General features: G+C 39.8%; 18 protein-coding genes. 9 read left to right on the plus strand and 9 right to left on the minus strand.

Features of this window, described 5'->3' with window-relative positions:
• Nucleotides 1–449 precede the first annotated feature (449 nt).
• Entirely contained in the window at nucleotides 450–917 is a 468-nt protein-coding gene (locus tag V7K38_RS06495) for a hypothetical protein (RefSeq protein WP_334856369.1), read from the minus strand.
• Nucleotides 918–1348: 431 nt separating this feature from the next.
• Between V7K38_RS06495 and V7K38_RS06500 the strand changes: the two genes are divergently transcribed.
• The 3 genes from V7K38_RS06500 (at nucleotide 1349) to V7K38_RS06510 (ending at nucleotide 7505) form a co-directional block, all read left to right on the plus strand.
• On the plus strand, nucleotides 1349–2593 hold the full coding sequence (locus V7K38_RS06500) for a glycosyltransferase (protein WP_334856370.1): 1245 nt from the start codon (nucleotides 1349–1351) through the stop codon (nucleotides 2591–2593).
• A 105-nt stretch (nucleotides 2594–2698) separates the two neighbouring features.
• Nucleotides 2699–4549 (plus strand): glycosyltransferase family 39 protein, encoded by a 1851-nt coding sequence (locus V7K38_RS06505; protein ID WP_334856372.1) that lies wholly within the window; start codon nucleotides 2699–2701, stop codon nucleotides 4547–4549.
• A gap of 427 nt (nucleotides 4550–4976) precedes the next feature.
• Nucleotides 4977–7505 (plus strand): mannose-1-phosphate guanyltransferase, encoded by a 2529-nt coding sequence (locus V7K38_RS06510; protein ID WP_334856374.1) that lies wholly within the window; start codon nucleotides 4977–4979, stop codon nucleotides 7503–7505.
• Nucleotides 7506–7841: 336 nt separating this feature from the next.
• On the opposite strand, the gene V7K38_RS06515 is transcribed toward V7K38_RS06510, so the two are convergent.
• Nucleotides 7842–8093: a hypothetical protein gene (locus tag V7K38_RS06515; protein ID WP_334856375.1), complete on the minus strand. Its 252-nt coding sequence runs from the start codon at nucleotides 8091–8093 to the stop codon at nucleotides 7842–7844.
• A gap of 369 nt (nucleotides 8094–8462) precedes the next feature.
• On the opposite strand from V7K38_RS06515, the gene fldA reads away from it, so the two are divergent.
• The gene (fldA, locus tag V7K38_RS06520; RefSeq protein ID WP_334856376.1) at nucleotides 8463–8975 is read left to right on the plus strand and encodes a flavodoxin FldA; all 513 of its coding nucleotides are present in this window, start codon (nucleotides 8463–8465) and stop codon (nucleotides 8973–8975) included.
• 195 nt (nucleotides 8976–9170) lie between these two features.
• Complete coding sequence (locus tag V7K38_RS06525) at nucleotides 9171–9923, plus strand: alpha/beta fold hydrolase (protein ID WP_334856377.1); 753 nt, start codon at nucleotides 9171–9173, stop codon at nucleotides 9921–9923.
• A 100-nt stretch (nucleotides 9924–10023) separates the two neighbouring features.
• On the opposite strand, the gene V7K38_RS06530 is transcribed toward V7K38_RS06525, so the two are convergent.
• Nucleotides 10024–11898: an AAA-like domain-containing protein gene (locus V7K38_RS06530; protein WP_334856378.1), complete on the minus strand. Its 1875-nt coding sequence runs from the start codon at nucleotides 11896–11898 to the stop codon at nucleotides 10024–10026.
• 40 nt (nucleotides 11899–11938) lie between these two features.
• Here V7K38_RS06530 and V7K38_RS06535 point away from each other — a divergent pair, with 40 nt between their 5' ends.
• A complete protein-coding gene (locus tag V7K38_RS06535; protein WP_334856380.1) occupies nucleotides 11939–12709 on the plus strand; it encodes a transposase in 771 nt (256 codons plus the stop codon).
• A 230-nt stretch (nucleotides 12710–12939) separates the two neighbouring features.
• Here the strand turns inward: V7K38_RS06535 and V7K38_RS06540 are convergent, their stop codons facing one another.
• From V7K38_RS06540 to V7K38_RS06550, 3 genes are all read right to left on the minus strand, one after another.
• Nucleotides 12940–15543 (minus strand): AAA-like domain-containing protein, encoded by a 2604-nt coding sequence (locus V7K38_RS06540; RefSeq protein ID WP_334856381.1) that lies wholly within the window; start codon nucleotides 15541–15543, stop codon nucleotides 12940–12942.
• Nucleotides 15544–16195: 652 nt separating this feature from the next.
• Nucleotides 16196–16540, minus strand: coding sequence for a hypothetical protein (locus tag V7K38_RS06545; protein WP_334856383.1), 345 nt, complete (start codon nucleotides 16538–16540; stop codon nucleotides 16196–16198).
• Nucleotides 16506–17819, minus strand: a complete 1314-nt coding sequence (locus V7K38_RS06550) for an ABC transporter ATP-binding protein (RefSeq protein ID WP_334856385.1) — start codon at nucleotides 17817–17819, stop codon at nucleotides 16506–16508. The genes V7K38_RS06545 and V7K38_RS06550 overlap by 35 nt, the downstream gene beginning before the upstream one ends.
• Nucleotides 17820–18085: 266 nt before the next feature.
• Between V7K38_RS06550 and V7K38_RS06555 the strand changes: the two genes are divergently transcribed.
• From V7K38_RS06555 to V7K38_RS06565, 3 genes are all read left to right on the plus strand, one after another.
• Nucleotides 18086–19342 (plus strand): FAD-dependent oxidoreductase, encoded by a 1257-nt coding sequence (locus V7K38_RS06555; protein ID WP_334856387.1) that lies wholly within the window; start codon nucleotides 18086–18088, stop codon nucleotides 19340–19342.
• Between the two features lie 270 nt (nucleotides 19343–19612).
• Nucleotides 19613–20188, plus strand: coding sequence for a single-stranded DNA-binding protein (locus tag V7K38_RS06560; RefSeq protein WP_334856389.1), 576 nt, complete (start codon nucleotides 19613–19615; stop codon nucleotides 20186–20188).
• A 199-nt stretch (nucleotides 20189–20387) separates the two neighbouring features.
• Nucleotides 20388–21596: an SUMF1/EgtB/PvdO family nonheme iron enzyme gene (locus tag V7K38_RS06565; RefSeq protein ID WP_334856391.1), complete on the plus strand. Its 1209-nt coding sequence runs from the start codon at nucleotides 20388–20390 to the stop codon at nucleotides 21594–21596.
• A gap of 8 nt (nucleotides 21597–21604) precedes the next feature.
• Here V7K38_RS06565 and V7K38_RS06570 read toward each other — a convergent pair whose 3' ends face one another.
• From V7K38_RS06570 to V7K38_RS06580, 3 genes are all read right to left on the minus strand, one after another.
• A complete protein-coding gene (locus V7K38_RS06570) occupies nucleotides 21605–24955 on the minus strand; it encodes an AAA domain-containing protein (protein ID WP_334856393.1) in 3351 nt (1116 codons plus the stop codon).
• Between the two features lie 148 nt (nucleotides 24956–25103).
• Entirely contained in the window at nucleotides 25104–26069 is a 966-nt protein-coding gene (locus V7K38_RS06575; protein WP_334856395.1) for a caspase family protein, read from the minus strand.
• Between the two features lie 57 nt (nucleotides 26070–26126).
• Nucleotides 26127–26783: a nuclease-related domain-containing protein gene (locus V7K38_RS06580; RefSeq protein ID WP_334856397.1), complete on the minus strand. Its 657-nt coding sequence runs from the start codon at nucleotides 26781–26783 to the stop codon at nucleotides 26127–26129.
• Between the last annotated feature and the right edge of the window lie 122 nt (nucleotides 26784–26905).

Genomic DNA, 26905 nt, shown 5'->3' on the forward strand with positions numbered 1-26905 from the left:
CACCCTGTCCTATCTTTAATCCCTCTCCTTAGTAAGGAAAGGGGCAGGTTTTGCATAGCAAAAGCTTTCTTGAGGTATCTCAGGGACTATGAGACTTAACCGGAAATGACCTCACCAAAGACTTGTGTATACACCGCAGCTTAAAAAAACGGTGATATAAGCTACTGGTACTTAAGGGGCGATCGCTAAGGGAATTTCAGTAGAAAACATCCTAATATCGTAGGGGCGCATAGCTAGCTGTGCGCCCCTATAAATCCTCAATATCCAATGCCCCAGATAGATTATTCTGGCTGGCTAAGTAAGTGGGTAAAATTAAATACAAAACCTCACCCTGCCTCCGGCTTCCCTCTCCTTGTTATCGGCTACGGTGTACACACAAGTCTAATTACCCCCCTTACTAAAGAGAGGGATTGAGGGTGAGGTTTGATCTTATATTTAATTACGCCTACCTACTTACAATACTTATTCATTTGCTCGACTAACGTATCCGACTGCTTGCCAAGCGTTGTAGCTGTTGTCAGTGCTGAGTCAATTTCAGTTCTCGCCTTTTGGATTTTTTCTCTACCAGATGCTGAGGCTTCTGCTGTCTTGGTTACACCAAGCGCCCTACCCGCTTTAGCGATCAATTGACTGAGATTTTGAAAAATTTTCACAAAACCGCTTTGAAATTCTTTCAGCTTGGGATCTGTTAAATTCAGTTCCTTAATCGATTTAGTCACAAATTCTAAATCTTTAGACAGTTGTATGCTCGTGATCACTTGCGTTCCTTTATTCTTATCAATCAAAGAATTTCCCGCATTCACAACTCGAATCAGTCGCTGACACTGGGAGACTTTGTTTTCAGTGCAACTGCTAACCAACAAAGCAATGCTTAGACTAATAGGAACAATAACAGTATATTTATGTAAAACAGACATTAACACCCCAACAGCAATAAAACCCACACTATAGTATCTAATATTACGAGTAAACAAGGTTTAGGTTTCAGTAATAATTTTAGACTTATACATTAGCCTTACTAATACTAAAACGTCTTCACATAGTTTTAATAAACTGTATATTTGCTGACTTTGTGGACTTAATGGTACAGTATCTATTGCCAGTATAAAAATTATGTTGTAAGGAAACAAGCACTACCATAAGGACAAGTGGTGAAATGTAAAGTTTAGATGAAGTTGATAAAAATATTTTGAATTGAGGTGCGGGAATTACTAAACTTTTCAGAACAGCTAACTCTAACAAAACTGTTCATCGAATTTTGACTAACCGACTTCAATCAATAGGGCCAGCAAGCGTTTGGCTTTATTTGCCTGGGTCTTTACACATCCTCGTTCTGTAATGTGAAATTATGAAGATTAACTCATCCAAATCGCTGTTAACAGTCCCAACTGGTCCACTAAAGATTTCAGAGTTACCCCCTAACCATCTGGGTATAAGTGCTGAATCTATTGATCTTTCTCTAGTAATTCCTACTTATAAAGAGCGTGACAACATCCAAAATGTGGTCAGTATATTGACTCAGTTACTGGATGAATCGATTGCAGGAAAGTATGAATTAATTGTGGTAGACGATGATAGCCCAGACAGAACTTGGGAAATAGCACAATCTTTGACGGAAGAATACCCTCAATTGCGAGTAATGCGACGGCAGCAGGAACGGGGGCTGTCTTCGGCGGTGATTCGCGGATGGCAAGCAGCTACAGGAAGTGTGTTGGGGGTGATTGATGGGGATTTACAGCATCCACCAGAAGTACTGATGCAATTGTTGCGTAGTGTTGAGCAGGGAGCAGATTTAGCGGTAGCCAGCCGTCACGTTGAAGGAGGCGGTGTTAGTAGCTGGAGTGTTGCTAGACGTATCTTGTCTCGTGGCGCTCAATTGTTAGGCTTGGTGATATTACCAGGAGTACTGGGCAGAGTTTCTGACCCCATGAGTGGTTATTTTATGGTGCGCCGGAGTGCGATCGCCAATGCGACACTCAATCCAGTCGGATATAAAATTCTCTTAGAAGTAATCGGGCGCGGAAAAGTAGACCAAGTTGCCGAAGTTGGGTATGTGTTCTGCGAACGCAAAGAAGGTGAGAGTAAGGTTACATGGAAGCAATATATAGATTACATCCATCATCTAGTGCGGTTGCGGCTTTCCACAGGGCGAGTAGGAAGATTTAGTAGAAAAGTCAATTTCCCCGTTGGTCGATTCCTCCGCTTTGGGCTGGTTGGGCTGAGTGGGGTATTTGTCGATATGGCAATTCTTTATTTACTCAGCGATCCCACCACCTTAGCTTGGCCACTGACACGCAGCAAAATTATTGCTGGTGAAATTGCCATTTTAAATAATTTCTTTTGGAATGACGCTTGGACATTTGCTGATGTCAGCGCCAGACAGCAAGAATGGCAGCAACGCCTGAAGCGGTTTTTGAAATTCAACACCATCTGTCTGGCTGGACTGATATTGAATGTACTGATATTAAATTTAGTATTCAATTTCTTGATTCCTAACCGCTACATTGCTAACTTTATTGCGATCGCAATTGCTACAGTCTGGAATTTCTGGATTAATTTGAAACTTAGCTGGCGCATTACCGATGTGAAATAGTCACAATGATGGATTTGAGATTTTGATTTTTGTTTTTAGACTTTAGAACGAACTAAAATCTAAAACGTCAAATCTACAACAAATCCATAAGTGTGAGGCCAGGCAATGAGAGTTATTTCCCAAGGTGCATTTTATTCTTACAGAAAAATTATTGCCCATGCTACTCATTTCCTCCAAATGGTAGGTTCAAACTCTGCCTTACAACGCAAGTATTGGCATAATTTGCAGGTTCGCCTACCACCTTCCTGGCTTCACCTTTTTCTAAACTTAATATGGTTAATCATCGGTATCAGCTTGCGCCTAAGCAACTTGACTGCAAAGCCTCCTTGGACTGATGAATTTTCCACTTTAGTATTTAGCTTGGGGAATACTTTTTTATCAGTACCCTTAGATCAAGCGATCGCACCTGATATTCTATTACAACCACTACAACCAAACCCAGCAGCTAGTATTGGTGATGTGGTTCATAACTTAGTTACACAAGATACTCATCCACCACTGTATTTTGTATTAGCTCACCTGTGGATGAAATTATTTCCAAGCGTTGGCGGATTAGTGTCACTGTTTGGGGCGCGATCGCTACCCGCGATTATTGGTGCTGCTTCCATACCGTGTATTTACGTCTTAGGAAAAGTAGCGTTTCGTTCTTCATTAGTGGGACATTTGGCTGCTGCGATGATGGCAGTATCACCCTACGGTATCTTTTTATCACAAGAAGCGCGTCATTACAGTTTGGCAGCCTTATGGGTAATTGCCTCTCTTACCTGCTTAGTAATTGCTACACGTCATATTCAAAACCGCACACCTTTACCGATTTCGATAGCACTTTTCTGGATAGGAATTAATGCTTTAGGTGTTGCAACTCATTATTTCTTCACCCTTACTCTCTGCACAGAAGCTGTAGTTTTGATTTTTCTTGCTTGGCTTCAATTGCAGACGAGCAAAAAATTTTCGCTTTTCTTCTCTTCTACCTGGTGGCGCATCTATGCCGTTGCTACAGGTACAATTGTTGCAAGTTTAATTTGGCTACCAATCTTTTTAGAGAATAGAAATCGTAGTAATTTAACCGATTGGATTCGAGGTTCGCGCGTTGGGCTAGATTGGTTAAGCCCCATTTTTCAAGCTTTAGGAACATTGATTGCAATGATTTCGCTCTTACCAGTTGAATCTTCACAGCTATTGGTGGTGATTCCTTCTGGAATAGTAATGTTGACTTTCTTTATTTGGGCAGTACCAATTTTGCTGCGTGGCATCAAGATTCAGCTACAGCACCCAGAAAACCGGATTATGATTCAGGTGTTTATTGGAATTGTAACCAGTGCGATCGCTTTATTCCTGATCTTTACGTACTTTTTGGAGATTGATCTGACTAGAGGTGCTAGATATAACTTTGTTTACTTTCCTGCGATCGTTATTTTATTAGCGGCAAGCCTCGCAGTTTGTTGGCATTATCCCAAGAAATTGATGGAAAAAAATGGGATAAAAACCATAGGTAAATGGGGAATAAACGGTAAAAAAGCCGTGATGTTAATTTGGTTAATGGGATTTTTTAGTGCAGTCACAGTAATCTGTAATCTCGGCTATCAAAAATATTATCGCCCTGACGAGTTTGTGCAGCTAATTCAACAAACATCCCCAGTACCAGTACTAATTGCCACCACTCACAAAACTTATGTACACACTGGGGAAATGATGGGAGTAGCTAGGGAATTGAAACTTGCCAAATCACCCCAAAATTCTTTGTTTCTCCTTGCCCATCAAGATCGAGATCCGAATACTTCTACTATTGCTCTAGAAAATACTTTAAAGAAGTTACCACGACCTTTTGATTTGTGGCTAGTAAACTTTCACGCCCCTGTAGCAGAAGCTGTCAAAACATGCGTTATATCTGATAGTCAGTCTTTGCCAGGTGTGGACGGCTACGAATATCAACTTTATCATTGCCAGGAGAGTTAGGGGACTGGGGACTGGGGACTGGGGACTGGGGACTGGGGACTGGGGACTGGGGACTGGGGACTGGGTAGGGTGTTGACTCTGAACCCTTTACCCTATAAGACTTCATGCAAAAAATGTGTCGCCTGTTTTTGTTGCAAAGCGGCTGTTCCAGCCGCTTTGCAACAAAGAAAAGTAGCATAAATAATTTTCTCTGAAATTGACTCAAAACACCCAAAGTCAACAGCCTAGGGACTGGGGACTGGGGACTGGGGACTGGGGACTGGGGACTAGGCAATATTCTTCATTCTTCCCAATGCGCAATGCCCAATCCCCAATGCCCAATGTAGATGCATCTTCTGGAAGTTCCTCAAATATCGATATCCATAGGAGACTAGAGAAAGAAGAAGAAAATTTATCTGACACGTTTTCAAGCAGTTAAGGAGTATTTATGCGTGCAGTACTGATGGCAGGGGGTTCGGGAACGCGGCTTCGCCCTTTAACTTGCGATGTGCCCAAACCGATGGTACCGATCCTAAATCGACCAATTGCCGAACATATAATCAATCTCCTCAAAAGACATCAAATTACAGAAGTTATTGCGACACTACATTATCTACCTGATGTCTTGCGAGACTATTTTCAAGATGGCAGCGATTTTGGCGTTCAGATGACTTATGCCGTCGAAGAAGATCAGCCTTTGGGTACAGCAGGCTGTGTGAAAAACATTGCCGAACTTCTGGATGAAACTTTTTTAGTCATTAGCGGTGATAGCATAACAGATTTTGACCTCACGGCTGCGATCGCATTTCATAAACAAAATAAGTCAAAAGCTACTTTGATTTTGACGAGAGTTCCCAACCCAATTGAGTTTGGGGTGGTGATTACTGATGAGGAAGCACGAATTAGGCGATTTTTAGAAAAGCCCTCTAGTAGTGAAATTTTTTCCGATACCGTCAACACTGGTACATACATTCTCGAACCAGAAGTTTTAGAATATCTACCAGTAAACACTGAATGCGACTTTTCCAAAGACTTATTCCCCTTATTGCTAGCAAAAGATGAACCAATGTACGGTTACATCGCTCAAGGTTACTGGTGCGATGTTGGTCACTTAGATGCTTATCGGGAGGCTCAGTATGACGCATTAGATCGGAAGGTAAATCTTGATTTTGCCTACAAAGAAGTTTCTCATGAGTTATGGGTAGGTCAAAATACTTACATCGACCAGACGGCTGTGATTGAAACCCCAGCAGTGATTGGTGACAATTGCCGCATCGGGGCAAGAGTGCAGATTGAGGCCGGAACCGTAATTGGAGATAATGTCACTATTGGCGCTGATGCGAATCTCAAACGTCCCATAGTCTGGAATGGGGCGTTTATTGGCGATGAAGCACATCTTTCTGCCTGTGTAATTTCCCGTGGCGCTCGTGTAGATCGCCGCGCCCATGTATTAGAAGCTGCTGTTGTCGGTTCGCTTTCCACGGTGGGAGAAGAAGCCCAAATTAGCCCTGGTGTGCGCGTTTGGCCGAGTAAAAAGATTGAGTCAGGAGCAGTTTTAAACATTAACTTGATTTGGGGGAACACCGCCCAACGGAATTTATTTGGACAACGTGGTGTGCAAGGATTAGCGAATATCGACATCACCCCAGAATTCGCCGTGAAATTGGGATCTGCTTACGGTTCTACCTTAAAACCTGGTTCTAAGGTAACGGTTTCTCGTGACCAGCGTAATATTTCTCGAATGGTGACGCGATCGCTCATTGCTGGTTTAATGTCAGTAGGTATTGATATTCAAAACCTCGATGCTACAGCTATCCCCATCGCCCGCACAGTTATACCCACAATGTCGGTAGTTGGTGGTATCCATGTACGAGTCCACCCGGATCGCCCTGATTACATTCTGATTGAATTTATGGATGTTAAGGGCATTAATATCTCCAAAGCCCTGGAAAAGAAAATTGAAGGAGCTTACTTTAAAGAAGATATGCGGCGGGCGCTAATTCATGAAATTGGCGATGTGTCTTACCCCAGCCAAGTGATGGATCGCTACTGCACTGCTTTTGAGAAACTTTTGCATGTTCATACACTCCGTAATAGTCGGGCAAAAGTAGTGATTGACTATGTTTATGCCGTATCAGGGGCAGTTTTACCCCAAATGTTGGATAAATTTGGTGCTGATGCAGTCGTATTGAATGCCAGTGTCAATAAAACAGCAATGTCAATCACCGATCGCGAAGGACTGCTAACTCAGTTAGGTCATGTGGTGGAAGCATTAAAAGCTAACTTTGGTGTGCAAGTATCAGCTAATGGAGAACAACTCATTTTAGTTGATGAATCTGGCTACCCAATTCGTGGGGAAACTTTAACAGCCCTGATGGTAGACATGATTTTGACTGCTAACCCCAGAGGAACAGTAGTAGTCCCAGTTCATGCTTCCAGTGCTATTGAACAAGTCGCTCGTCGTCATGATGGTAGAGTGATTCGCACCAAAGCCAACCCTACAGCTTTAATGGAAGCTTGTCAAAAAAATCCAAATGTGGTGCTGGGAGGTAGTGGAGAAACTGGTTTTATTTTCCCACAACTGCATCCAGGATTTGATTCCATGTTCTGCATTGCGAAGATCATTGAGATGTTAACTATACAGGAGCGATCGCTTGCTGCGGCGCGAGCGGAATTGCCCCGTGTAATTCATAAAACTTATACAGTCCGTTGTCCGTGGACAGCCAAGGGTGCTTTGATGCGTTACTTGGTGGAAACTCACCCAGCCCAAAATCTAGAATTAATTGATGGAGTGAAAATTTGTCAACCTTATGATGACAGTTGGCTATTAGTTTTACCAGATGCTAGCGAACCACTGGTGCATTTATATGCAAACAGCAACGATCGCGAATGGGTAGATGAGACTGTAAGAAACTACCGCACCCGTGTTCAGACTTTTGTGGAAAGACAACAAGAATATCAACCCACCGAAGCATAATTCGTAATTCGTAATTCGTGATTTAATTTTTAATTAACGCAATGTGCGACTTATTCTTAAAACCTCTCACCGAAACGTAGAGAGGCTTTGATTTCTGCTCCCCTTCCCTCGTAGGGAAGGGGTTGGGGGTTAGGTCTGACAGTAAAGTTGACACAGCGTTAATTACGAACTACGAATTATGTTCTCAAAAATATAGCAATCCTGAATTACTCGTGAAAAGTTAGATCCCCGACTTCTTAAAGAAGTCGGGGATGTGAACAGCTGCGAGTTTTCACAAATCAAATAGGATGGCTATCACTACCTCTCCCAAAATACTTGGAGAGGGGTTCAAAATTATCATTGGATATTCTGACATTCGGGTAAATGTCTACCAGCGTATTTACAATCAAAATAAATTAAAGCTTCTCTAGTAGAGGTGAATGATCTAGTTGTGGAGTATGCGTCACTGTTTGAACTAGCTTCAGATGACCAAATTTTCAAATAGTAATAATTATTATCATCAGTAGACCATAATTCATAACGGTGATTACCTCCTGAACCCTGACTAGTTAAATAGTCAGCTAGTGCTTGATTTGATGCAGATAACAAACTAAGTACACTTAAAACAGGAATTACAACTACTTTTAGTATTTGGATTAATTTTATAAATGCACACAAAACTTATTTTCTCTACCTTCCTTTACCGATGTTGATTTTTAAATCAGTAATTATCTCGAATCTTTTGTGAGGAGATCGTAAAGCACTTGAAGTTGGGGTGGGATGAACCGCCGCCGACCTTTTCAGTTTTTTTTATGAAATAGGTTACAAAAGTTTACTTAAATAAATGATAAATTATGTCAATAATCCTGGTAGGATATCTCTAGACTTATTGAGATAGATATTCATTAAGCTGGGAATATATTTCAACAAGGCGAATAGGTATCTTGGCGATCGCAAAACTATATATCAGGTGAAAATATGTCGAAAAAAATCGGTCTGTTCTACGGTACTCAAACTGGCAACACTGAATCTGATGCGGAAAAAATTCGGGATGAGTTTGGTGGCGATATTGTAACATTACATCCCATTTACGAAGCGGATACTAGCACTTTTGATGAGTATAGATTGCTGATTATTGGTTCTCCCACTTGGGATATAGGTCAACTTCAGAGCGATTGGGAAAGCTTTTTATCCGATCTGGATGAAATAGATTTTAAAGGTAAGCTGGTTGCCTATTTTGGTGATGGAGATCAATATGGCTATGCCGATAATTTTCAGGATGCGATGGGAATTCTAGAAGAAAAAATTTCTCAGCGCGGCGGTAAAACTGTTGGCTACTGGCCAACTGAGGGATATGACTTTGAGAATTCTAGAGCTTTAAAAAATGGCAAATTTGTTGGATTAGCACTCGATGAAGGTAGTCAATCCGATCTCACGGACGAGCGAATTAAAACTTGGGTTGCTCAGTTGAAGACAGAATTTGGTTTGTAGGAAGTCAGGGCGAATAGAATTCGCATCTACACAAATATAGACGCTTTGCGGCTACTCTACGAGAACGCCAAAGGCGAACCCACAGGGTAGTCCGCCTCCGCAGACTAAGAGAAAATCAAGGTTTTTTAACTCGTGTAGATGCGGTTTCTAACGTCCTTTTAGCTGAAATTGATAATTTAGAAGTTATAGGTATTTATGTCTGATTCATTTGATGTTCTGTGGTTAAATGCTAGTCCTGTTTTGAAGCGTTTTGATGAACCATTACTCGATTACTTATGTGGGTATATGAGAATCGCCCAGTGGGAATACCAGCAAACCAAAGATGAAGCTAGTTCTATAGATAAAGCTGTGGAGTTGCTGTATGAGTTTTTAGAATGCCGCGATCGCCCCGTGCATTTAGCGGGACATGGGATGAGTGGTGCGATCGCCTTAACCTTTGCTCGACGATTTCCTCAAAAAGTGCGATCGCTCACCCTGCTGGCTGTAGCTGCTCAACCTGCAAACAATTGGCAAGCTCACTATTACTTTCAACGACAACTTTTTAGCATCAGCCGTGAGCTAGTTTTAGCAAGCACCGTTCGCAGTCTTTTTGGAAATCAATCACCTCATACCACAAAGAAGTTAGTAGCCGCCTTAGATAAAGATTTAGAACAATCTCCCTCGTCACACTCTTTATTTAAGTTAGTTTATTTAGCCAAAGGTGGAGTTTCTATGCCAATGATGGTATGTGGTAGCAAGAGCGATCCGGTAGTCAACCCAACTGTATTGCATGACTGGTTGAATTGGTTGAAGCCAGAAGATAAGCTGTGGGAATGCCCAGAAGGGTATCATTTTTTTCACTACTTCTATCCTCAACAGGTTGGTGAAGAGATTTTGAGTTTTTGGCAACACCACCATCCGCATTTGGTAGAAGCATCTGCACTATCTTTTAGCAGTTCTACAAATTAGTAAAATGATTAATCGTTCAGATACAGGAGTGCGATCGCACTTGGCGCTGGTGGAGCGATCGCTAATTATAGATGCGTTCATCCTCTCAAGCTGGGTGTAATTATTCAGATAGACCTTCTCGGAAATAAAAGCGATATAAATTACAAAGGCATTGAACTTCGTTTCCTTTAAATTCAATTAAGCCCAGACTGCGTAATTTAAAAGTTTGTACAGAGTCTAACTTAATAGGAATATCACTCTTGATAACTTTTTTGAACGCTGCTTTTAACAATTTATCTTCTTCTAACAGTGAAAGATAGGGATGTAAAAAGCCTCTAAATAATCCCTCGTCAGTGGGAGCAACTTTTAGGAATTTTTCTAAAGTTAAATTACCTGTGGCAAATTGATAAAGAGCAGTCCTTAATAAATAAGGATGACCATCAACCATTCCCCTTAATTGTCCGATTTGTGTATCTGACCAATTTAATTTATGTCGTTGGACTAATTCTTTTGTTTGTATAGCGTTAAATTCTCCTATTTCGACAGATAAACCTACATTAAAGGGGGATTGATTGACATTTAGGGAAACATATACTTCTTGAGAATGAGCAATTACTAAACGAAATTTCTGCCAAATTACTTCGTTTTTACCGTTTTCATGCCAAGCTCGGAGTAGAGCAAAAAATTCTTGAGCAATTTCGGGGTAAGGGAAAATTTTATCAATATCATCTAAGCCTAATACTAGAGGTGTATCAATATTTTTTAATAAGTATTCTTTTAAATAATTAGTGCAGTTTACTTGATTGCTTAATCGCTTTTTCCAATATTTATCTATTTGTTCTTCTAATCCTAATTCTTCACTCAAAATTGCACAAAATCCCTGTAAAAAACTACTGAGATCAGTAAGACTTTCTTGACTCCATAAATTCAGAGAAACTGTACGATACCCTTTTTGCTTACTATGGTCAAGAATGCGACTCATTAAGGAAGTTTTGCCCATCTTTTGCGGCGCTTTGATGCGGATTAACGCCCCTGGTTGGAGGATGAATTCATAACATTTAACTTCCACCTCTGGACGTTCGATATAAAAGGGAGAGTTAAAAGGAACTTGACCATCAGGATTTTCAAAAATTACTGAGGAGTTATTCTCTTTTGCTTTTGGTATTGATTGTTCAAGAATGGCTCGATTAATTAGCAATTGTTGCTTAATAAACTGACTAACTCCCCTGTAAACTAAATTATTTGTTGATGTTGGCTTGGTGATAGAAAGATGGTCATCATCTGTAGCGGTAGGTTGGACATCTTTGATGGCTGGATTAGCACTATCTGGGTCTACAACTAAAAAGCCTTTGGTGGGCTTCGTTTCAAAATAAACTTTTGTAGCAATTTCCAAGTCATCAACATTTTGCCGATACCACTCATTAAGTTGACGCAATTGTGGAATATGTACTTTCAATTCATCAACACTCACAGAGCTTCGTGCCAAAATCCCAATTTTATCGACTAAGTTGGCGAGATGAGAACCTGTGTGAGGAGTGGAGAGGAATACAATACCTTTTGTCTGTTCAATAACTGCTGTTTTTTTAAATGTCTGAGCATTACGCAGCATTTCTTTAATTAATAATCCACCCATGCTATGAGTGATAAAAATTATTGGGTATTTGCTAACATCATTAACTTGTAAATATTCTAATAAATTACTAGCACGGTCAAAAAGTGGCATTGTTGAACCTCTCCATTCAAAGGGTTCAGCCTTGTAGCCAAATGACCAAATACCTAAATCTGGTCTTTCTTGTCCCAGCCACGTTAACCAGAAATTATCATCGTCGCGTAGTTCTTGCGGATGCCAAGTTCCTCGTGCGTGACCACCTAACCCGTGAACAAAAATCACATCCCCGCACCGCTTAGGGTTGTCACATCCTGATATTTTGATTAAACCAGTTATCTCTGCGGGTTCAGGTTTTGGGGTTTGACCAAAAAAATTTTTAAAGGGCATAGATAGTATGGGGAGAATTAGAGGATGACAAATTCTTCTTATGCCACGGCCACAGCGCGACTCAAAACTAGGATACAGCGACCGCGTCACTACTTGGTGCAATAACCGCGAGTTTAAATTAACGCGTCACGAATGCCGTCAGGTGTTTCTCTATGCTCTCAAAAAGGCTTTGGCTAAGTTCCAATTTAAGCTTTATGCCGTATGTATTATGTCTAACCATGTCCACTACCTTCTTGAGCCAGCACAACCGAACGATTTACCCAAAATCATGCACTGGCTCAACTGGTACACGGCAATGTGTTTTAACCGAATGTTGAACCGTACAGGACATTTTTGGGAAAAACGTTATCACAGCACAGGATTTGAGCAAAGTGACCATAAACGGGCATTGAATACACTGCGGTATATTCACGCGAATCCAAAAGCTGCGGGAATGCAAGAAGGCTTTTTCTATGATTTTAGTAATTATGGAGTCTATGACCGACTGGGGGATGATGGTTTAACAACTTGGCATCCCGCTTTTTTAGCACTGGGTAAAACTTTGAATGAATGTGCTGCTAAATATCGCGGTTTTTGTAAGAAGTACAAACCGAAAGCGAAAACAGAAAAACACTATTCTTGGGGTAATCAATTTTTGCCGAAAGTAATTAAGGGCAAAGATAAAAAAGCATCACCTGGACAGATGCGATTACCTTGGGATACTTGGGAGGCAAATAATCCAGAAATTGTTGATGTGGCTGAGAAATTTGTTTTTGCTAATTGTTACAATTCGCAAGTTGCAGGGATGATTTTTCGAGATCACAGTCAATGATTTGAGATGAAGATAGGAGTAGTGTCTCTATTTATCGCTAAAAATGTCTTTTTTTGGGAATTTTTGGGAATTTTAACGATACTATAAAGCTCTTTTCACCTTTGTGTTCATTTGTTTTTTCAGGTATCTGCCAGGTGCAAGGTATCGAATCTCCGAAAGCCTTATTATTGTGTGGAAAATTTCCTAATAATAAATCTTTACAATTCTTTTAAAGCCTTCTCTGTTATACTTCACAAGTATCTGCAAGAAAAAAGATAATAATAATACATCACCAACCTACCATAATACCCACTATACCCATACTCCAGGCTCCAGGGAGTTGGGAGTTCCCCACTAGATACCTCTTTGTAATCATCCGACCTCTTTCCTAGGTTCATGGGTAATTCATCATATTTTAACCACTTTCCATCCTCTCCTTTCCATCCCACTCTTTTCGTAAAATAATTATACCCTTTCTCGTTCCAATTTTTAAACTTTCTCTTCTCCCAATCAAAATCGAGAGAATTGCCACTAGCCAAATATATTTTTTTCTGGATACTGTAGCCAAAATGCCCCTTGGAGTTCTTTACCCAAAGTGTATCTAGTTGTTTCAAATCATTACAATTAAAGTTTGAAGTTTTAAAATCTAGATAACCTCCTGTTTCTCTTCCTGCTGAATAGAGAAGAAATTGCCAATTTTTCCCATCTGCTTCCCTCCATCTTTGCTGCTGCATCAAATAGTCTAATTCATTTAATAAGTGTTCCTTTAAAGATTGAGCATAAACTGTAGAGCCATCTAATTTTTTAAGTTTACGATAAAGCAAAGCCACAATATCAGCATTGCCATTGTAGAGAATATTAAGGTCTAAAGTAAATAAATCAATATTAGATTTACCTTTTTCTAGAATTTTGAGATAATTAAATGCTTTTTTGTAATTTTCTAAAGCCTTATGTTTATCTGAGCGTTCCTGTAATTTTCCTTTAACGTAGTTAATATAAACTAAAGTAGCTAAATTGTTTGGATTATTCTCAATTTTATTTTCTATTTCTGATAATTCTGGCAGAACTTTATTAAAATATATTTCAGCTTTTTTTAAATCATTTGTTTTATTCTCCTCATTTTTTTGATCAACTAGATATTGATCTCCTAAAACCAGAGAACTATCCAATAAAGCCTCTTTTAGCTTGGGATTATTAATTTTATCCTGCAAAACCAACCCTGCAATATTCAAAAACTGATTCGCTTCGTTTGTTTGCCCTTTTTGTTGAAGCTTAGAAGCCACTGCTGATAGTTCTCTAATTTTATCAATTGATTGGTTGAGTACCTTTGTATTTCTGTTAGCGGTTTCAAGCCCGATAAATGCACCTATTCCTAACAAAACTGTAATCACTAAAGTGATAAATAAAACCACGAGTCCAAAACGCATTCTTTTTCTAGCAGTTACCAATTGCCTGTCTGCTTTCTGTTTAGCTTTACCTTCAATTTGTCTAGCCCTTTCTGCCGCTTCTTTTTCTTTTCTTTCCCTTTCTAATTCTGCCTGGATTTCTGTTTCTGCTAGTTCCTCTTCTCGCTCTCGTTTCCGACTAGCAGCTAAAAATTCTAAATCTTGAAAACCTAAACTTTTATGCCTTGCCCAATTCGACGCTTCTACTAAAGCTTTACCCCGCAATAACCGAGACTCATCCTGTTTTCCTGATAATACCCACTGACGATAATTCTCTGCATAAGGACGCAAACTGGCTAAAGTTCTCTCAATCCATAATCTGTCAAAAATGGTTTGATAAATCAGGTTATAAACCTCTAATTTACTCTCTTTTTTAACAACGACTCCCGCTAACTGTAAATCACTCTGTTCAATACTACTATCAATATCAATTCCGCCTGAGTGCCATACTTGTTGATATAAATCTAACAAATATGCTGCTTTCTGTTCATCTCTTTTTAAAATCCTATCCCGAATCGTTCTAAAATGTTCCGGTTCATCTTGAGATTCCCAATTCTGAATCACTCTATTTCTGACTAAATTATCTACAAAAGCAGCTTCTTCACCTGGAGGAATTACAGTTGTAGATTGACGGACAAATTCACAGACTTTCTGAGTCAAAAATGGCTGTCCTCCCGTCCAGTCTAAAATCGCTTTTAGTACGGCTTCCGGGTTGCTAGTTTGTCCAGAAAATCCCTTGATTAAAGGTAAAGCTTCTGCAAATTCAAATCCGGTTAATTCCATTCCTTTGCCAATATTAAAAGGAGTACGCTTTTTATCTTGAATTAACTCAGAAGGGGTAGCTACTCCCAAAAGCACAAAAGTAATGCGTTGATAATCCTGAATATCAACTCTTTGATTAAAGAAAGCACGAATTAAAGCAAAAAAATCATCAACCGGAAAATTTAAACTGAGAATACTATCAACTTCGTCTATAAAAATAACAATCTGGGTGGAGATTAATTTTAGTAATTTGTCAATAAACTTCCCAAAAATCTGCACATGAGAGAATCGGGAATTTTCTGACCATAACTGATCTATATCAAACTGCTCACCTAACTTTATGCTTTCAGAACCAGCAATAGTATCAATAATTCCAGAATACCATTGTTCAGATGTTATTTCTGATGTCCCAATTGCAGTTAAATCAATAGATACACAAGCAATTCCTTCATTTTGTAACCTTTGCATTGTGCGGACACGCAAACTGGATTTACCCATTTGTCGAGAGTTCAAAACAAAACAAAACTCTCCAGCTTTCACAGCCTGATACAAATCTGCATCAGCTTTGCGTGTGACGTAAGTAGGTGCATTAGCAGGAAGACTACCACCAAATTGATATTGATAATTCTGGGGAAGAGGTGAATTCATAGTCATACGCTACATTGCTAATACCCAGGCGATATGTCAATTAATACACAATATACTACTTGAAGAGTGAAGTTTCGCTCATAAGGGACTTCCAAATAAAAAAATACTCAACTACTTCTTGTGGGGTGGGCAACATGAGCGCCCATATACAAGATTGGGTAATTTATTTGTTGGAAGTCCCTAAGTGCATAAAAATTTTGATTTACCAATTAGGAGAAGCAAGCTACAACCCAACCTAATACGGTTCGGTTAACGTATTTATTCCTCGAAGATCCTCCCAACCCCCCTTAAAAAGGGGGGCTTTTAAACCTCTTTTACCCCCTTTTTAAGGGGGTCGCCGCAGGCGGGGGGATCTTAACCAAACCGTATGTATTGCAACCCAACCTACAATATCAGGCGATGGCGTAGCCCAGAGCAGGCATCGCACTTTTGATCTCAATGTCTGATGTCTGAGCCGTCCCCCCTTACCAAGGGGGGACTACAGGGGGGTTAAAACGATCTCAAATTCTCACGAATGATTTAAGACTGCTATATAAGCAACAGATACCTCAAAGTCATGTTGAGGTACTTGAAAGTCGTATTGAGGTACTTGAAAGTCGTATTGAGGTACTTGAAAATCATGTTGAGGTACTTGAAAGTCATGTTGAAGTACTTAAAAGTCGTGTTGAAGTACTTGAAAGTCGTGTTGAACTACTTGAAAGTCGTGTTGAAGTACTTGAAAATCATGTTGAAGTACTTGAAAATCGTGTTGAAGTACTTGAAAATCGTATTGGAGTACTTCAAACTTTGTCGCACCGCGATCAAGTACACAGGTGCGTAGGCGTAGCCCGCCGTAGGCATCGCTTTCATAAATCTCCAAAAACAAAGCGATCGCTTGACTTTTAAAACAGTCGCTACAATTATCCTTAGAAGTTCCTCTAACAAGTGCATGAAAATTTTGATTGATATGAACCCGGATAGTTTTAAGGAAATATCGCCAACTCGGTTTCCGGGTCAAAAAAGTGAATTTTTTCTGGAGTTAGAGATAACCAAAGTTGCTCACCAACTTGGACAAATCGGTCTGGTGGAATTCGCACTTGTAGGGAATTGGCTGTAGTAGCAGGTTGAGAACCAGGTTCGGCAATCTTAACAGCGAGAAAGGAATCGTTGCCGAGATTCTCTACCAAATCCACTTGCACTGGGAGATTTTTGGTGGCAGGCATACTCAAGTTTAAGTGTTCTGGGCGAATACCTAAAATTAAAGTTTTCCCATCATATTTTTGTAAGGCTTTTCCCCAAACTTCTGGGAGAGTGAAACGCAACTGCGAATGAGTAATCAACTGCGGGGCATGAAATTCTACAGGAATAAAATTCATTGGTGGTGAACCAATGAACTCTGCTACAAAAAGGTTGGCAGGACGGTTGTAAAGTTCTAAGGGAGAAGCAACTTGTTGAATTTTACCCTCAGACATAATCGCAATGCGATCGCCCATTGTCATCGCTTCTGTTTGATCGTGGGTAACGTAAATTGTCGTTGTCCCCAGTTGGCGCTGCAATTTGACAATTTGAGCGCGGGTTTCTGCCCGCAGTTTGGCATCTAAGTTAGAAAGCGGTTCATCCATTAAGAATACTTGGGGGTCACGCGCGATCGCTCTCCCCAATGCAACCCGTTGTCTTTGTCCCCCAGATAGCTGTTTGGGTAAGCGATTCAGCAATGTTTCAATTTGTAACAGTTGAGCAACACTACGCACTTGTTGATCCACCGCCCGTTCCTTATCAGAAACATAGCGCAGTCCTTTAGGTAACTTTCTTGTCACCCCTACAAAAAGATTTTCAGCCCACGCCCGAAGATATGGAGTATTTTCTCCTCTGCTCCTCTGCTCCTCTGCTCCCCTGCTTCCCCTGCGGCGTAAGCCAAAGGCGATATTGTCATACACCGTCATGTGAGGATAGAGGGCGTAATTTTGAAACACCATTGCGATGTCGCGTTCCTTGGGTGGTAGATCATTGATCAAGCGATCGCCTACCCAGATATTACCGCCAGTCATCGTTTCTAACCCAGCGATTAATCTCAGCAGAGTGCTTTTACCACAACCAGAAGGGCCTACCAGCACCATAAATTCGCCATCTGCGATCGTCAGGTTAATCCGTCGCAAGACATTAACACTTCCCGCACGTTCTGGCGCTACATCAGTTTTATCCTCAGACATGAGGGAAGATTGGGTTTGTGAACTTACACCCTCCACTTTCCGCGCGGAAAAACTTTTATAAACGTTTTCTAAAATAACTTGGGACACAATTAATTATTTGGGAATTGGGCATTGGGCATGGGGCATTGGATTAAAAAAGGGACAAGTGACCAATGACAGTTTAGCGCCCATCATAATACACGTTCTATTTAAATACGAAAAGTTAAAAAAACAGCTTGCACCATAAAAAGCAAACTACCCTAGATTTTAGGGCTGTCAACAAATAATTACGAATTACGTAAAGCCTGCGGCATGGCTTCGCTTAACGCGGAGCGTGCTGGAGGCTCTATTACGAATTATTAAAAGGTGTTGTGATGACTTCCGATGTAGCTAAAAATCTTTCCCAAGACCCAAGCGTTAACCCTGTCCATGATATTGTAGACGCACAAACTACAGATTGTTGCATTGTGGGTGGGGGGCCAGCCGGAGCAGTATTGGCGCTGTTGTTAGCGCGTCAAGGCATTTCGGTGATGCTGCTGGAAACACACAAAGACTTCGATCGCGATTTTCGTGGTGATACGATTCATCCATCGGTGATGGAAATTATGGAAGAATTGGGACTTAGTAAAGCTTTGCTAGAACTCCCCCATGCCAAAATGCGCCAAATTAGGTTTCAAACTCCTGAAGATACTGTCACTCTTGCAGATTTTAGTCACCTAAAAACTCGCTACCCCTACATTACAATGCTTCCCCAGGTTAAATTTCTGGAGTTCATCACCCAAGAAGCACAAAAATATCCAAGTTTCCATCTGGTAATGGGTGCAAACGTACAAGAATTAATTGCCGAAAATGGCGAAATTCAAGGTGTCCGCTATCGGGGAGGTGGGGGTTGGCATGAAGTCCGGGCAATACTGACGGTGGGTGCAGACGGTCGCCACTCACGTTTACGCCATTTGGGTGAGTTTGAGTCCATCGAAACCTCGCCGCCAATGGATATCCTTTGGTTTCGCCTACCGCGTCAGCCAGAAGACCCAGAGGGGGGAATGGGGCGTTTTGGTCAAAGTAAAATCATCGCCATGCTTGACCGTGGTGATGAGTGGCAAGTTGCTTATGTCATCACCAAGGGAGGCTATCAACAACTGCGGGCTGAGGGTTTGGAGGAATTAAAAAAATCTGTTGTGGAAGTAGTACCAGAATTCCAGCAACGCATCGAAAATTTACATGATTGGTCACAAATAGCTTTTCTCTCGGTCGAATCTAGCCGCGTCAAACGCTGGTATCATCCGGGACTATTACTCATCGGTGATGCAGCTCATATAATGTCCCCTGTGGGTGGAGTTGGCATTAACTACGCGATTCAAGATGCTGTAGTTGCGGCGAATGTACTCAGCAAACCGCTTAAGAACCAAAAAGTACAACTTAGCGACCTAGCAAAAGTACAACGTCAACGCGAGTTGCCCACACGCATCATTCAAGCGTTTCAAACTTTTATCCAAAAACGGGTTTTTGCCCCGGTTCTCACCTCAAATAGCACCTTTGTACCACCTGCATTTTTGCGTTTCCCCATCTTGCGCGACTTACCAGCTAGGTTAATTGCCTTCGGTGTTTTTCCCTCTCATGTCAAGACTTAATTTTTGCCAAGAATTTTTGATCTTTCTGGAATCAATGGTACAATCATACTACTCATGCAGAATTGAATGCTCAATTTAGTCAAGCGAAAGTGGCGGACGGTATACTTAATGCTGTTCAAAGCGATCGCTTGGCTTTTATGCTAGAAATAACTAAAAACTCAGGCATTATTAAAAAATGCGAACACTTAAACATATCTAGATATTAATTGGCACTACATAGAAAAATCCCTCTTTTTCAATCAGTACTTTTTGCAGTCAGGAGTAATTTTAATGAATAGTTGCGTTTTAATGGCGGAAATTATTAACGAGCCGCAACTCCGCTACACAGCCGACAATAATTTAGGAGTTACGGAAATGCTGGTGCAGTTTTCCAATTCCCTGAAACCAGAAGATCCGCCAGCTACCCTAAAAGTTGTCGGCTGGGGGAATTTAGCGACAGAAATTCAGCAAAATTACCACCAAGGCGATCGCGTCATCTTGGTAGGGCGTTTAGGTATGAACACTGTTCCGATGGAAGGTTTTAAAGAAAAACGCGCTGAATTGACAGTGCAACAAATTCAACCTGTTGGAGGTAGTTTTAATACCGATCCATTGCCTTCAGCAGCTGTAACTCCATCATTCACTGAAACCACTCCACGACAAGCATCTTCAGCATCTCGTCCTCCACAGAAAGAAGTTAACACTTACGAGTCACCACGTCCAGCGCCTACCCCGGCTGCAAATCCTGTTGGTGTTGCTCCCCAACCGACAAGTTACGAACCTGTACCTCAATCTACAAATTATGAGCGAACTACTTATCCAGCAGTGAAAGAGCAAGAACCAGATCCAGATGATATTCCCTTCTAAAGTTGGTAGTTGAGCGTCTATGCAATTTGCTAACTTACGATTAGACAATTTCTACAAATAGCCATCCTTGAGGATGTGCTATTTTTTTGTCTGGGTTGATGTTTTGCATCTTGTCATAAGACATCGCTGATTTTACCGGTAAGTCACAGATAGAGAACGATATACTTTTTTTAAACAGCGTTTAAACACTTTATAGTAAATGAATACATCTGACGAATTAGTTGGCATATTTGACCGTATCCGCGATGGGATTCAAGACGAAAGAGATATTTTACTATTAACAAAATGGCTTAAAAATAGCAATGCTCAGAATATTTTGCAAATAGGAAAAAACATTATCAATATTGCCGATGGCAAGGATATTCATATTGGCGATCGCACTTACTATAATACTGATGCCAAAACTATCAAAGCTGTTATTCAAGAAGTATTAACAGAGCTAATTCATAGTATTAATCCAGAAAAACTGCCTCAAGGAAATTATTTTCAAGCTAATTTATTATCTCAAATTACAAATGAAGATTTAGTACCAAAAAGCAATTTAGAAAAGCAACAAACTACTCCTTCAATCCTACCAGCTATCACAAAGTTCGAGTTTGAAGTCGTAACTATAGATACTCAAGGAATAGAAATTAAGCGTTGTCTTAAACAAGCTGAGTATTTTACAGAAAATTTAGCAGATGGCATTATATTACAAATGGTTTCTATTGCTGGTGGTAAATTTCAAATGGGCGCACCTCAAGATGAATCTGAATCACTTGAAGATGAACGTCCCCAGCACATAGTAACTTTAAATCCATTTTTTCTAGGTAAGTATCCTATTACTCAAGCACAGTGGAGAGTTATTGCAAAGCTTCCAAAAATTAAACGCTGTCTTAAACTGGAGCCATCTTGTTTTAAAGGACATAACTTACCTGTAGAAATGGTTTCTTGGTATAATGCACAAGAGTTTTGTGAGCGACTTTCACAAGAGACAGGAAGAAAATATCGTTTACCTAGCGAAGCTGAATGGGAATATGCTTGTCGCGCCCAAACATCAACTCCATTCCATTTTGGCAAAACAATTACGGCTAATTTAGCAAATTATTGTGGACACAACGAAAGTATTCATACTTTTTATCACCAGCAGACAATAGAGGTTGGTAATTTTCCAGCTAATGCTTTTGGATTATGCGATATGCACGGGCTAGTTTGGGAGTGGTGTGATGACTACGAACATGAAGACTATCAAGGCGCACCTTTAGATGGGAGTGCATGGTTAAATGATGGCAATGAGGAATATCGAATTTTGCGCGGTGGTTCTTGGGATTCTTCTCCAAGCTGTTGTCGTTCTGCATCTCGCTTTTCTGAAATGGCAAGCGTTACTGATAGTAGATTTGGTTTTCGGGTTGTTTGTAATTTGACATAATTTTTTTATTATGGTGTAATTAGTCGAGAAATAGTTGCTTTGACATCTTCAATATATGATAGGTCAGAAATTTTTATGCTTGTCTCTTGGCGAATTTGAGGCTTAATATTCATTGATGACCTGCTACACTGCCTTCTGTAAGGATGAGACAGCCAATTCCAACTACCCATAACAGCAAGTTTCGTATCACAAACTAAAATTCTTGCATTTGTTCCCCTACTTTCTATATGTATTCCTTCACCTAAACGACTGAATCGTGAACCTGAATACTGTGAGAATAAATATCTCAAATTATTCTCAATAGCAGTCTCATTATAATCATTTTTCTCAGTGCCTTTATTTCCATAAACTACGGTTACTTTCACCCCTCTTTCCAATGCTGAAACAACATCATTAACAAAGCGTTTTGATTCAGAGCCTCGAATCCAAGGCGTGACAATGAGCAATTCTTCTTCAACTTGCTCAATAGCTTCTCTAAAAATCTGTAAATGCTCACAATCATAAATTAGAATATTTCCAGGTTCAGCCTTGGGAATTTCAGCCTCAGATTTGTATTCCAAAACAACCCCATGCTCCCGAATATGTTCAACTAGCTGACGCGTCAGATTTGCTTTTTCTAGTTTGTAAAGATTGCCAACCAAAATAAATAGTTCTTTTGCTCTCGATACAGCCACATTCAGAAGATTTGGTCGTTTGTTAATCCAGTAAACATTATCTTGAGATCGGCATACCTTTGTAGACAGGATAATTACTCTCTTCTCAGAACCTTGAAAGGTGTGAATTGTTCCAACAGATTTTGAGTCTAGTTTAGGGAATCTCTTTGTTAATCGTTCTTTTAATACAGCAGCATGAACTTTAAAGGGTGAAATAACGCCTATGTCTTCTAATGAGTAACCTTGCTTAACCAAATGTTGAATTATTTCATATACAGCAGTAACTTCTTCCTCATTTGCATTATTGTGGATATTACCCTCAACGTCGTAAGCAATTAAGTGTGAATCTAATAAAGAATTTACTGGTTCTGTTTTTACTTCTAAATTATAGTTAGTAATAGCGTTGCAATATTGAATAATACTAGGCTGACAACGATAATGCTCCTTCAAAAAGATTCCGTGGCCTTGATCATTATTTTCTCCACTTGCTCCGGCGGCGCGATGATAAGTAGTAGCGCTATACTCTTCTTCTGGACTATAACGATGGTAATCAATTTCAGTTAATCCTCTGCCAAGAAACGCTGTTTGGCGATAATTATCGCGTCTCTGCTGACTTAGAGTGATAATAGGTTCAATTTGTAGAGGATCACCAACAATAATAGCTCTGCGCGATCGCACCAATAACGGAAAAGTCTTATGCTGATCAATCATTCCAGCTTCATCTACAATTGTACGGTCAACACATTCCCCAATCCACGGAAGCATATTTCGTACTGAGGGTAAGGTAGTAGTGATGACAGGAAAAATTAAACTCAGATATTTGATATGTTCATCTAAGTTTTCTGCCATCCTATCTTTATCTTTCCTATATCCTGAGAGAACATTTGAATATAGTTCTAAAGTCTGTTTTCCTCTGTCTTTATTGTATAGTGCTTGCTGATTAAGAAATTGCCACGATAACTTAAATAGCTCTTGGTGCTTGTCGTGAAAATTTTGATGAAACGAAGTATAAAAATCTTCTAGTGGAGTTGCCAAGCTAACTTCTAATATCTGGAATTCCTTAAAAGCATCATCACTTTGTTGCTTTGTCTTGTCTCTATCGTTATACTTTTTCTCTAATATTTGTTGTATATTTTTTAACTCATCTGCCTTATCTATTCTTTCTCTAACTAATCGCACTTGTTGAATTAAATCAGCACGAGTGCTAAGTGGTTTTATAGGGAAACTAGTTCCAGATGTTTGTGCTATTGCTGATTGGCAAACTGAATTGACATCACGTAAAATACGTTCTTCTGTTTTACCAGTCAGCCAACGCCATAGACGAACCCACCAAATTAATCTTCCTTCAGATAGCAGTGATTCAGCCTTATTAAAGTGCTTCTCTATTGTCCGATAAGTTTGGATTGGTAGTTGATTATACTCTGATAAAGCTCTTGCTCCTCTTTGAAAGGGGGTTATGGCAGCTATAATTTCATCTAAATACTTTTGCAGTGTTTGAATTTTCTCGGAAAGATGTTGGTGTCGTTTTTCATCTAAATCTCGTTGATGACGTAGTTCTAAATATTTAGACTCCTCTGCTAATATTTCAAATTTAATTGCTTTAATACTCTGTTTCAAGGAATTATATAGTTGTTCATCAAAGCTATTTTTTTGTAAAAAATCAATAGCTTGCCGCAGTTGTTCAATGGCTCCACTAGATGATTGAATATTAGTTTTATTTCCTCCTTTTAGATAAAATAATTCATTTTTGAAAAATTTATCTAGCTTTTCAATAACATTATCAACTGCTTTGTTATTCGTGCTACTCACTACTGTCAGGTTATTGATGTTCTTACCAGTTTCAATTAAGCTGAGTGCGCGGTTGACTACCTGTTGAGCAATAACATGAAGAATAAGAGTAGTTTTACCCGAACCAGGAGGCCCTTGTACAGCTGTTATAGGTTCGCTTTGAGCGTGTTTGAGTGCTGTTGATTGTGAATCAGTCGGTGCATGGGTTGGGAAAGCTCCCATGTAAATAACTTCATCTTTTGCAGAGTTAGGCACACCGAACAAATATTCATAAGCTGGATGTCCTTTTGACCAATTTTTCGAGCCTAATTTAATATCTTTCAAATCGTCCTGGAGATTACCATTAAATCTGCCGCCTGTAAACTCAAACAAGTAGGGCTGAGGTTGAATTTGGTCACTAAAACGACGAGGTATAATAATTCGCTCCATCCAATCCTGGTAGCTATTAAATATTAGCCCAAAAGTTGTTTCAAGAAACCGTTGTAGCCCATCTTTAGTAATCAATTGTTCACACTGTTCATCATCTAATTTAAAGAATGTGGCTAAGTTTTGTCCGGCTTCTATGAGTGTCAAGCTATCTAAGTTCCATCCTTGCTCTTGATACTCTCCCTTGAGGATGGATGTAACATCCAAGCTAAACAGAGGACAAAGATAAGATTTTCCCTTTTCTACATGTAAAACTTGTGGAAAAGATAAAACCCACGCTGCTTCTTGTTGAAATTTTTGCCTTTGGTTAACTTTTTTTTGTAGTTCTGAAAAAGTGGCTATGTCAATTAATATATGGTCGCCTACTAGCTTGACACCACGCTGTTTGACTTTATCACTGTTGGCTTCAATTCTGGCATTACTGTAATCATCCAATGCAATGTAATCGAACCACGCATTAAGAATTTTATCTACTTTGCTGGCTGCGTTCAAAAGTACCTCCAGGTTGTGATGCAAGCTTGAGTTTTCTATGTATTATTACTAGTCTAATAAGATAGGAGTATCGGCTGCAATCTTTTCAAAAATATCCTTCAATTCATTTGGGGTAGTCATCAGTTATCCCTTTATAGTTTTGCAGCAGTTATTTATTGTAAATATCACCAATATGGATATCACTAGCTTTATTAATATTCGTGATAAACTTTCCATACTGGTTTATCGTCTCGGCAATTTTATTAATCTTTTGTGTAGCTTGGGGCTTGACTTCATCCCATCCCTTATCAGGTAAACCTTTACCACCCTGAAGTTTGGCAATTACAAAATCTCCTGCATCCATGTCAAAATGTGGAATTTGTTCTGCTTTGTACAACTTACGCGCACTTTCAGGTACAGTTTTACCTAAATAATTCATTAAATTAGAAACCCGAACCTCTGTATCTCCGGGCTGATTGCCAGCACCTTGCAAAGCTTCGAGAAAGTGATAAGTATAGATGCTGCTTGATTCATCTTTTATCCAAGATTGTTGCTCACCTTCAGAGGAAGTAAAAACTACTCTACCTTTACCTTGTTTCAAATCATTAATCAAACCTTTAGATGGAGCAACTCGAATAAAATCTTCAAATTCTTCTTCTAATTCCAAATCAGCCTCTTTAGAAGTTGCCATTCCTGCTGCATGACAACTATCAATCACAACTAATAAACGTTCTGCTTTTATTTGCCTTAATGCATCAGTGAAAGTTTCAGCTGCAAGTGCAGAGCTAGCAAGTTTAGCTGGCTTAATATCATGTTGTAGTAAATAATAATGTTGTGTATTTTTATCTATCCAGCCATGTCCTGAATAATAAACAAATACCGTTGCATTTGGGTCTGTGGTTGATTTTTCTTTTAACCAATTCAATCCATCTAAAATCGCGGCTTTATTTGCTTCTTGATTATTCAGCACCTGAATATGATCTTTATCATCGTGATAGGCACATAGTTGCGGGTCAATTAAAGCAGCATAAATTGCTTGAGTATCTTTTACTGTTACTGGCAGCGAAAGCTTACTATATTTAGACTCTCCTACACCAATTAATAATGCATAACCATGAGTAAATTTATCGCTCACTTTCATTTAACTCCATCTATATAAGTTATAATTAAGTAATTTTACAGAGAATATCTATTATTTGTCTAAATGTAACAAAGTATTAACTAAATCATCGGCATTTACAACATAAACACCATCAACTTGATTGCTAGAAATATTGACATTACCTTTTGTAAAACAAAGCAGCGCAGTTACCCACCGTGCGCTTTTTAAGTGTTTTACTTCTGTTGCTTGTCCTTTAACTTTGGCTATCAAATCACCTTCGTTAAAATCAAAGGTATTTCTGCCGTAGCGTTTACGTAGACGACCGCTTTCATAAACTTTAGTGCCGCTATGGGACTTAACATCGACTACGTACCACTTACTTTGAGGAGAGTGCAACACTACATCTGCATCTCCCCATCTCCTAATTCGGAGGTTGTATTCTAATTTCCATCCTTGATGTTCCAAAAGGCGCAATAATTTAGCTACTTCGGTTTCGGCTGTAGCACCACGTTGAGCATCACCCGCTCTTCTCATTAAGTGTTGCCCATTACGATACAGGTAGGATGAGCCTACCAATGCCCCTAGCGAGAGCAACATCCCCACAAAAGAAGTTCTGAAGATACTGAATAACAGTACTGTCCCCATGAGAACAAGCACTGCAAATGCATAACTCAGCATTGCAGACTGGCGACGCTCATTAACCAATTTACGGATTTGTTCTCCTGGCTGTTTTGTTCGTGGTGGCAATTTTTTTAGTTAATTCTATTATGTAAAGACTGGAACTCTGAAAACAGAGGATACCATGAGCCGATGACGATTTGCAGAAATCACAAGCAGTTGGACATCGCAAATGTGTGTATATTGTGGAA

It is taken from the genome of Nostoc sp., from assembly GCF_036917465.1.
GTDB lineage: Bacteria > Cyanobacteriota > Cyanobacteriia > Cyanobacteriales > Nostocaceae > Nostoc.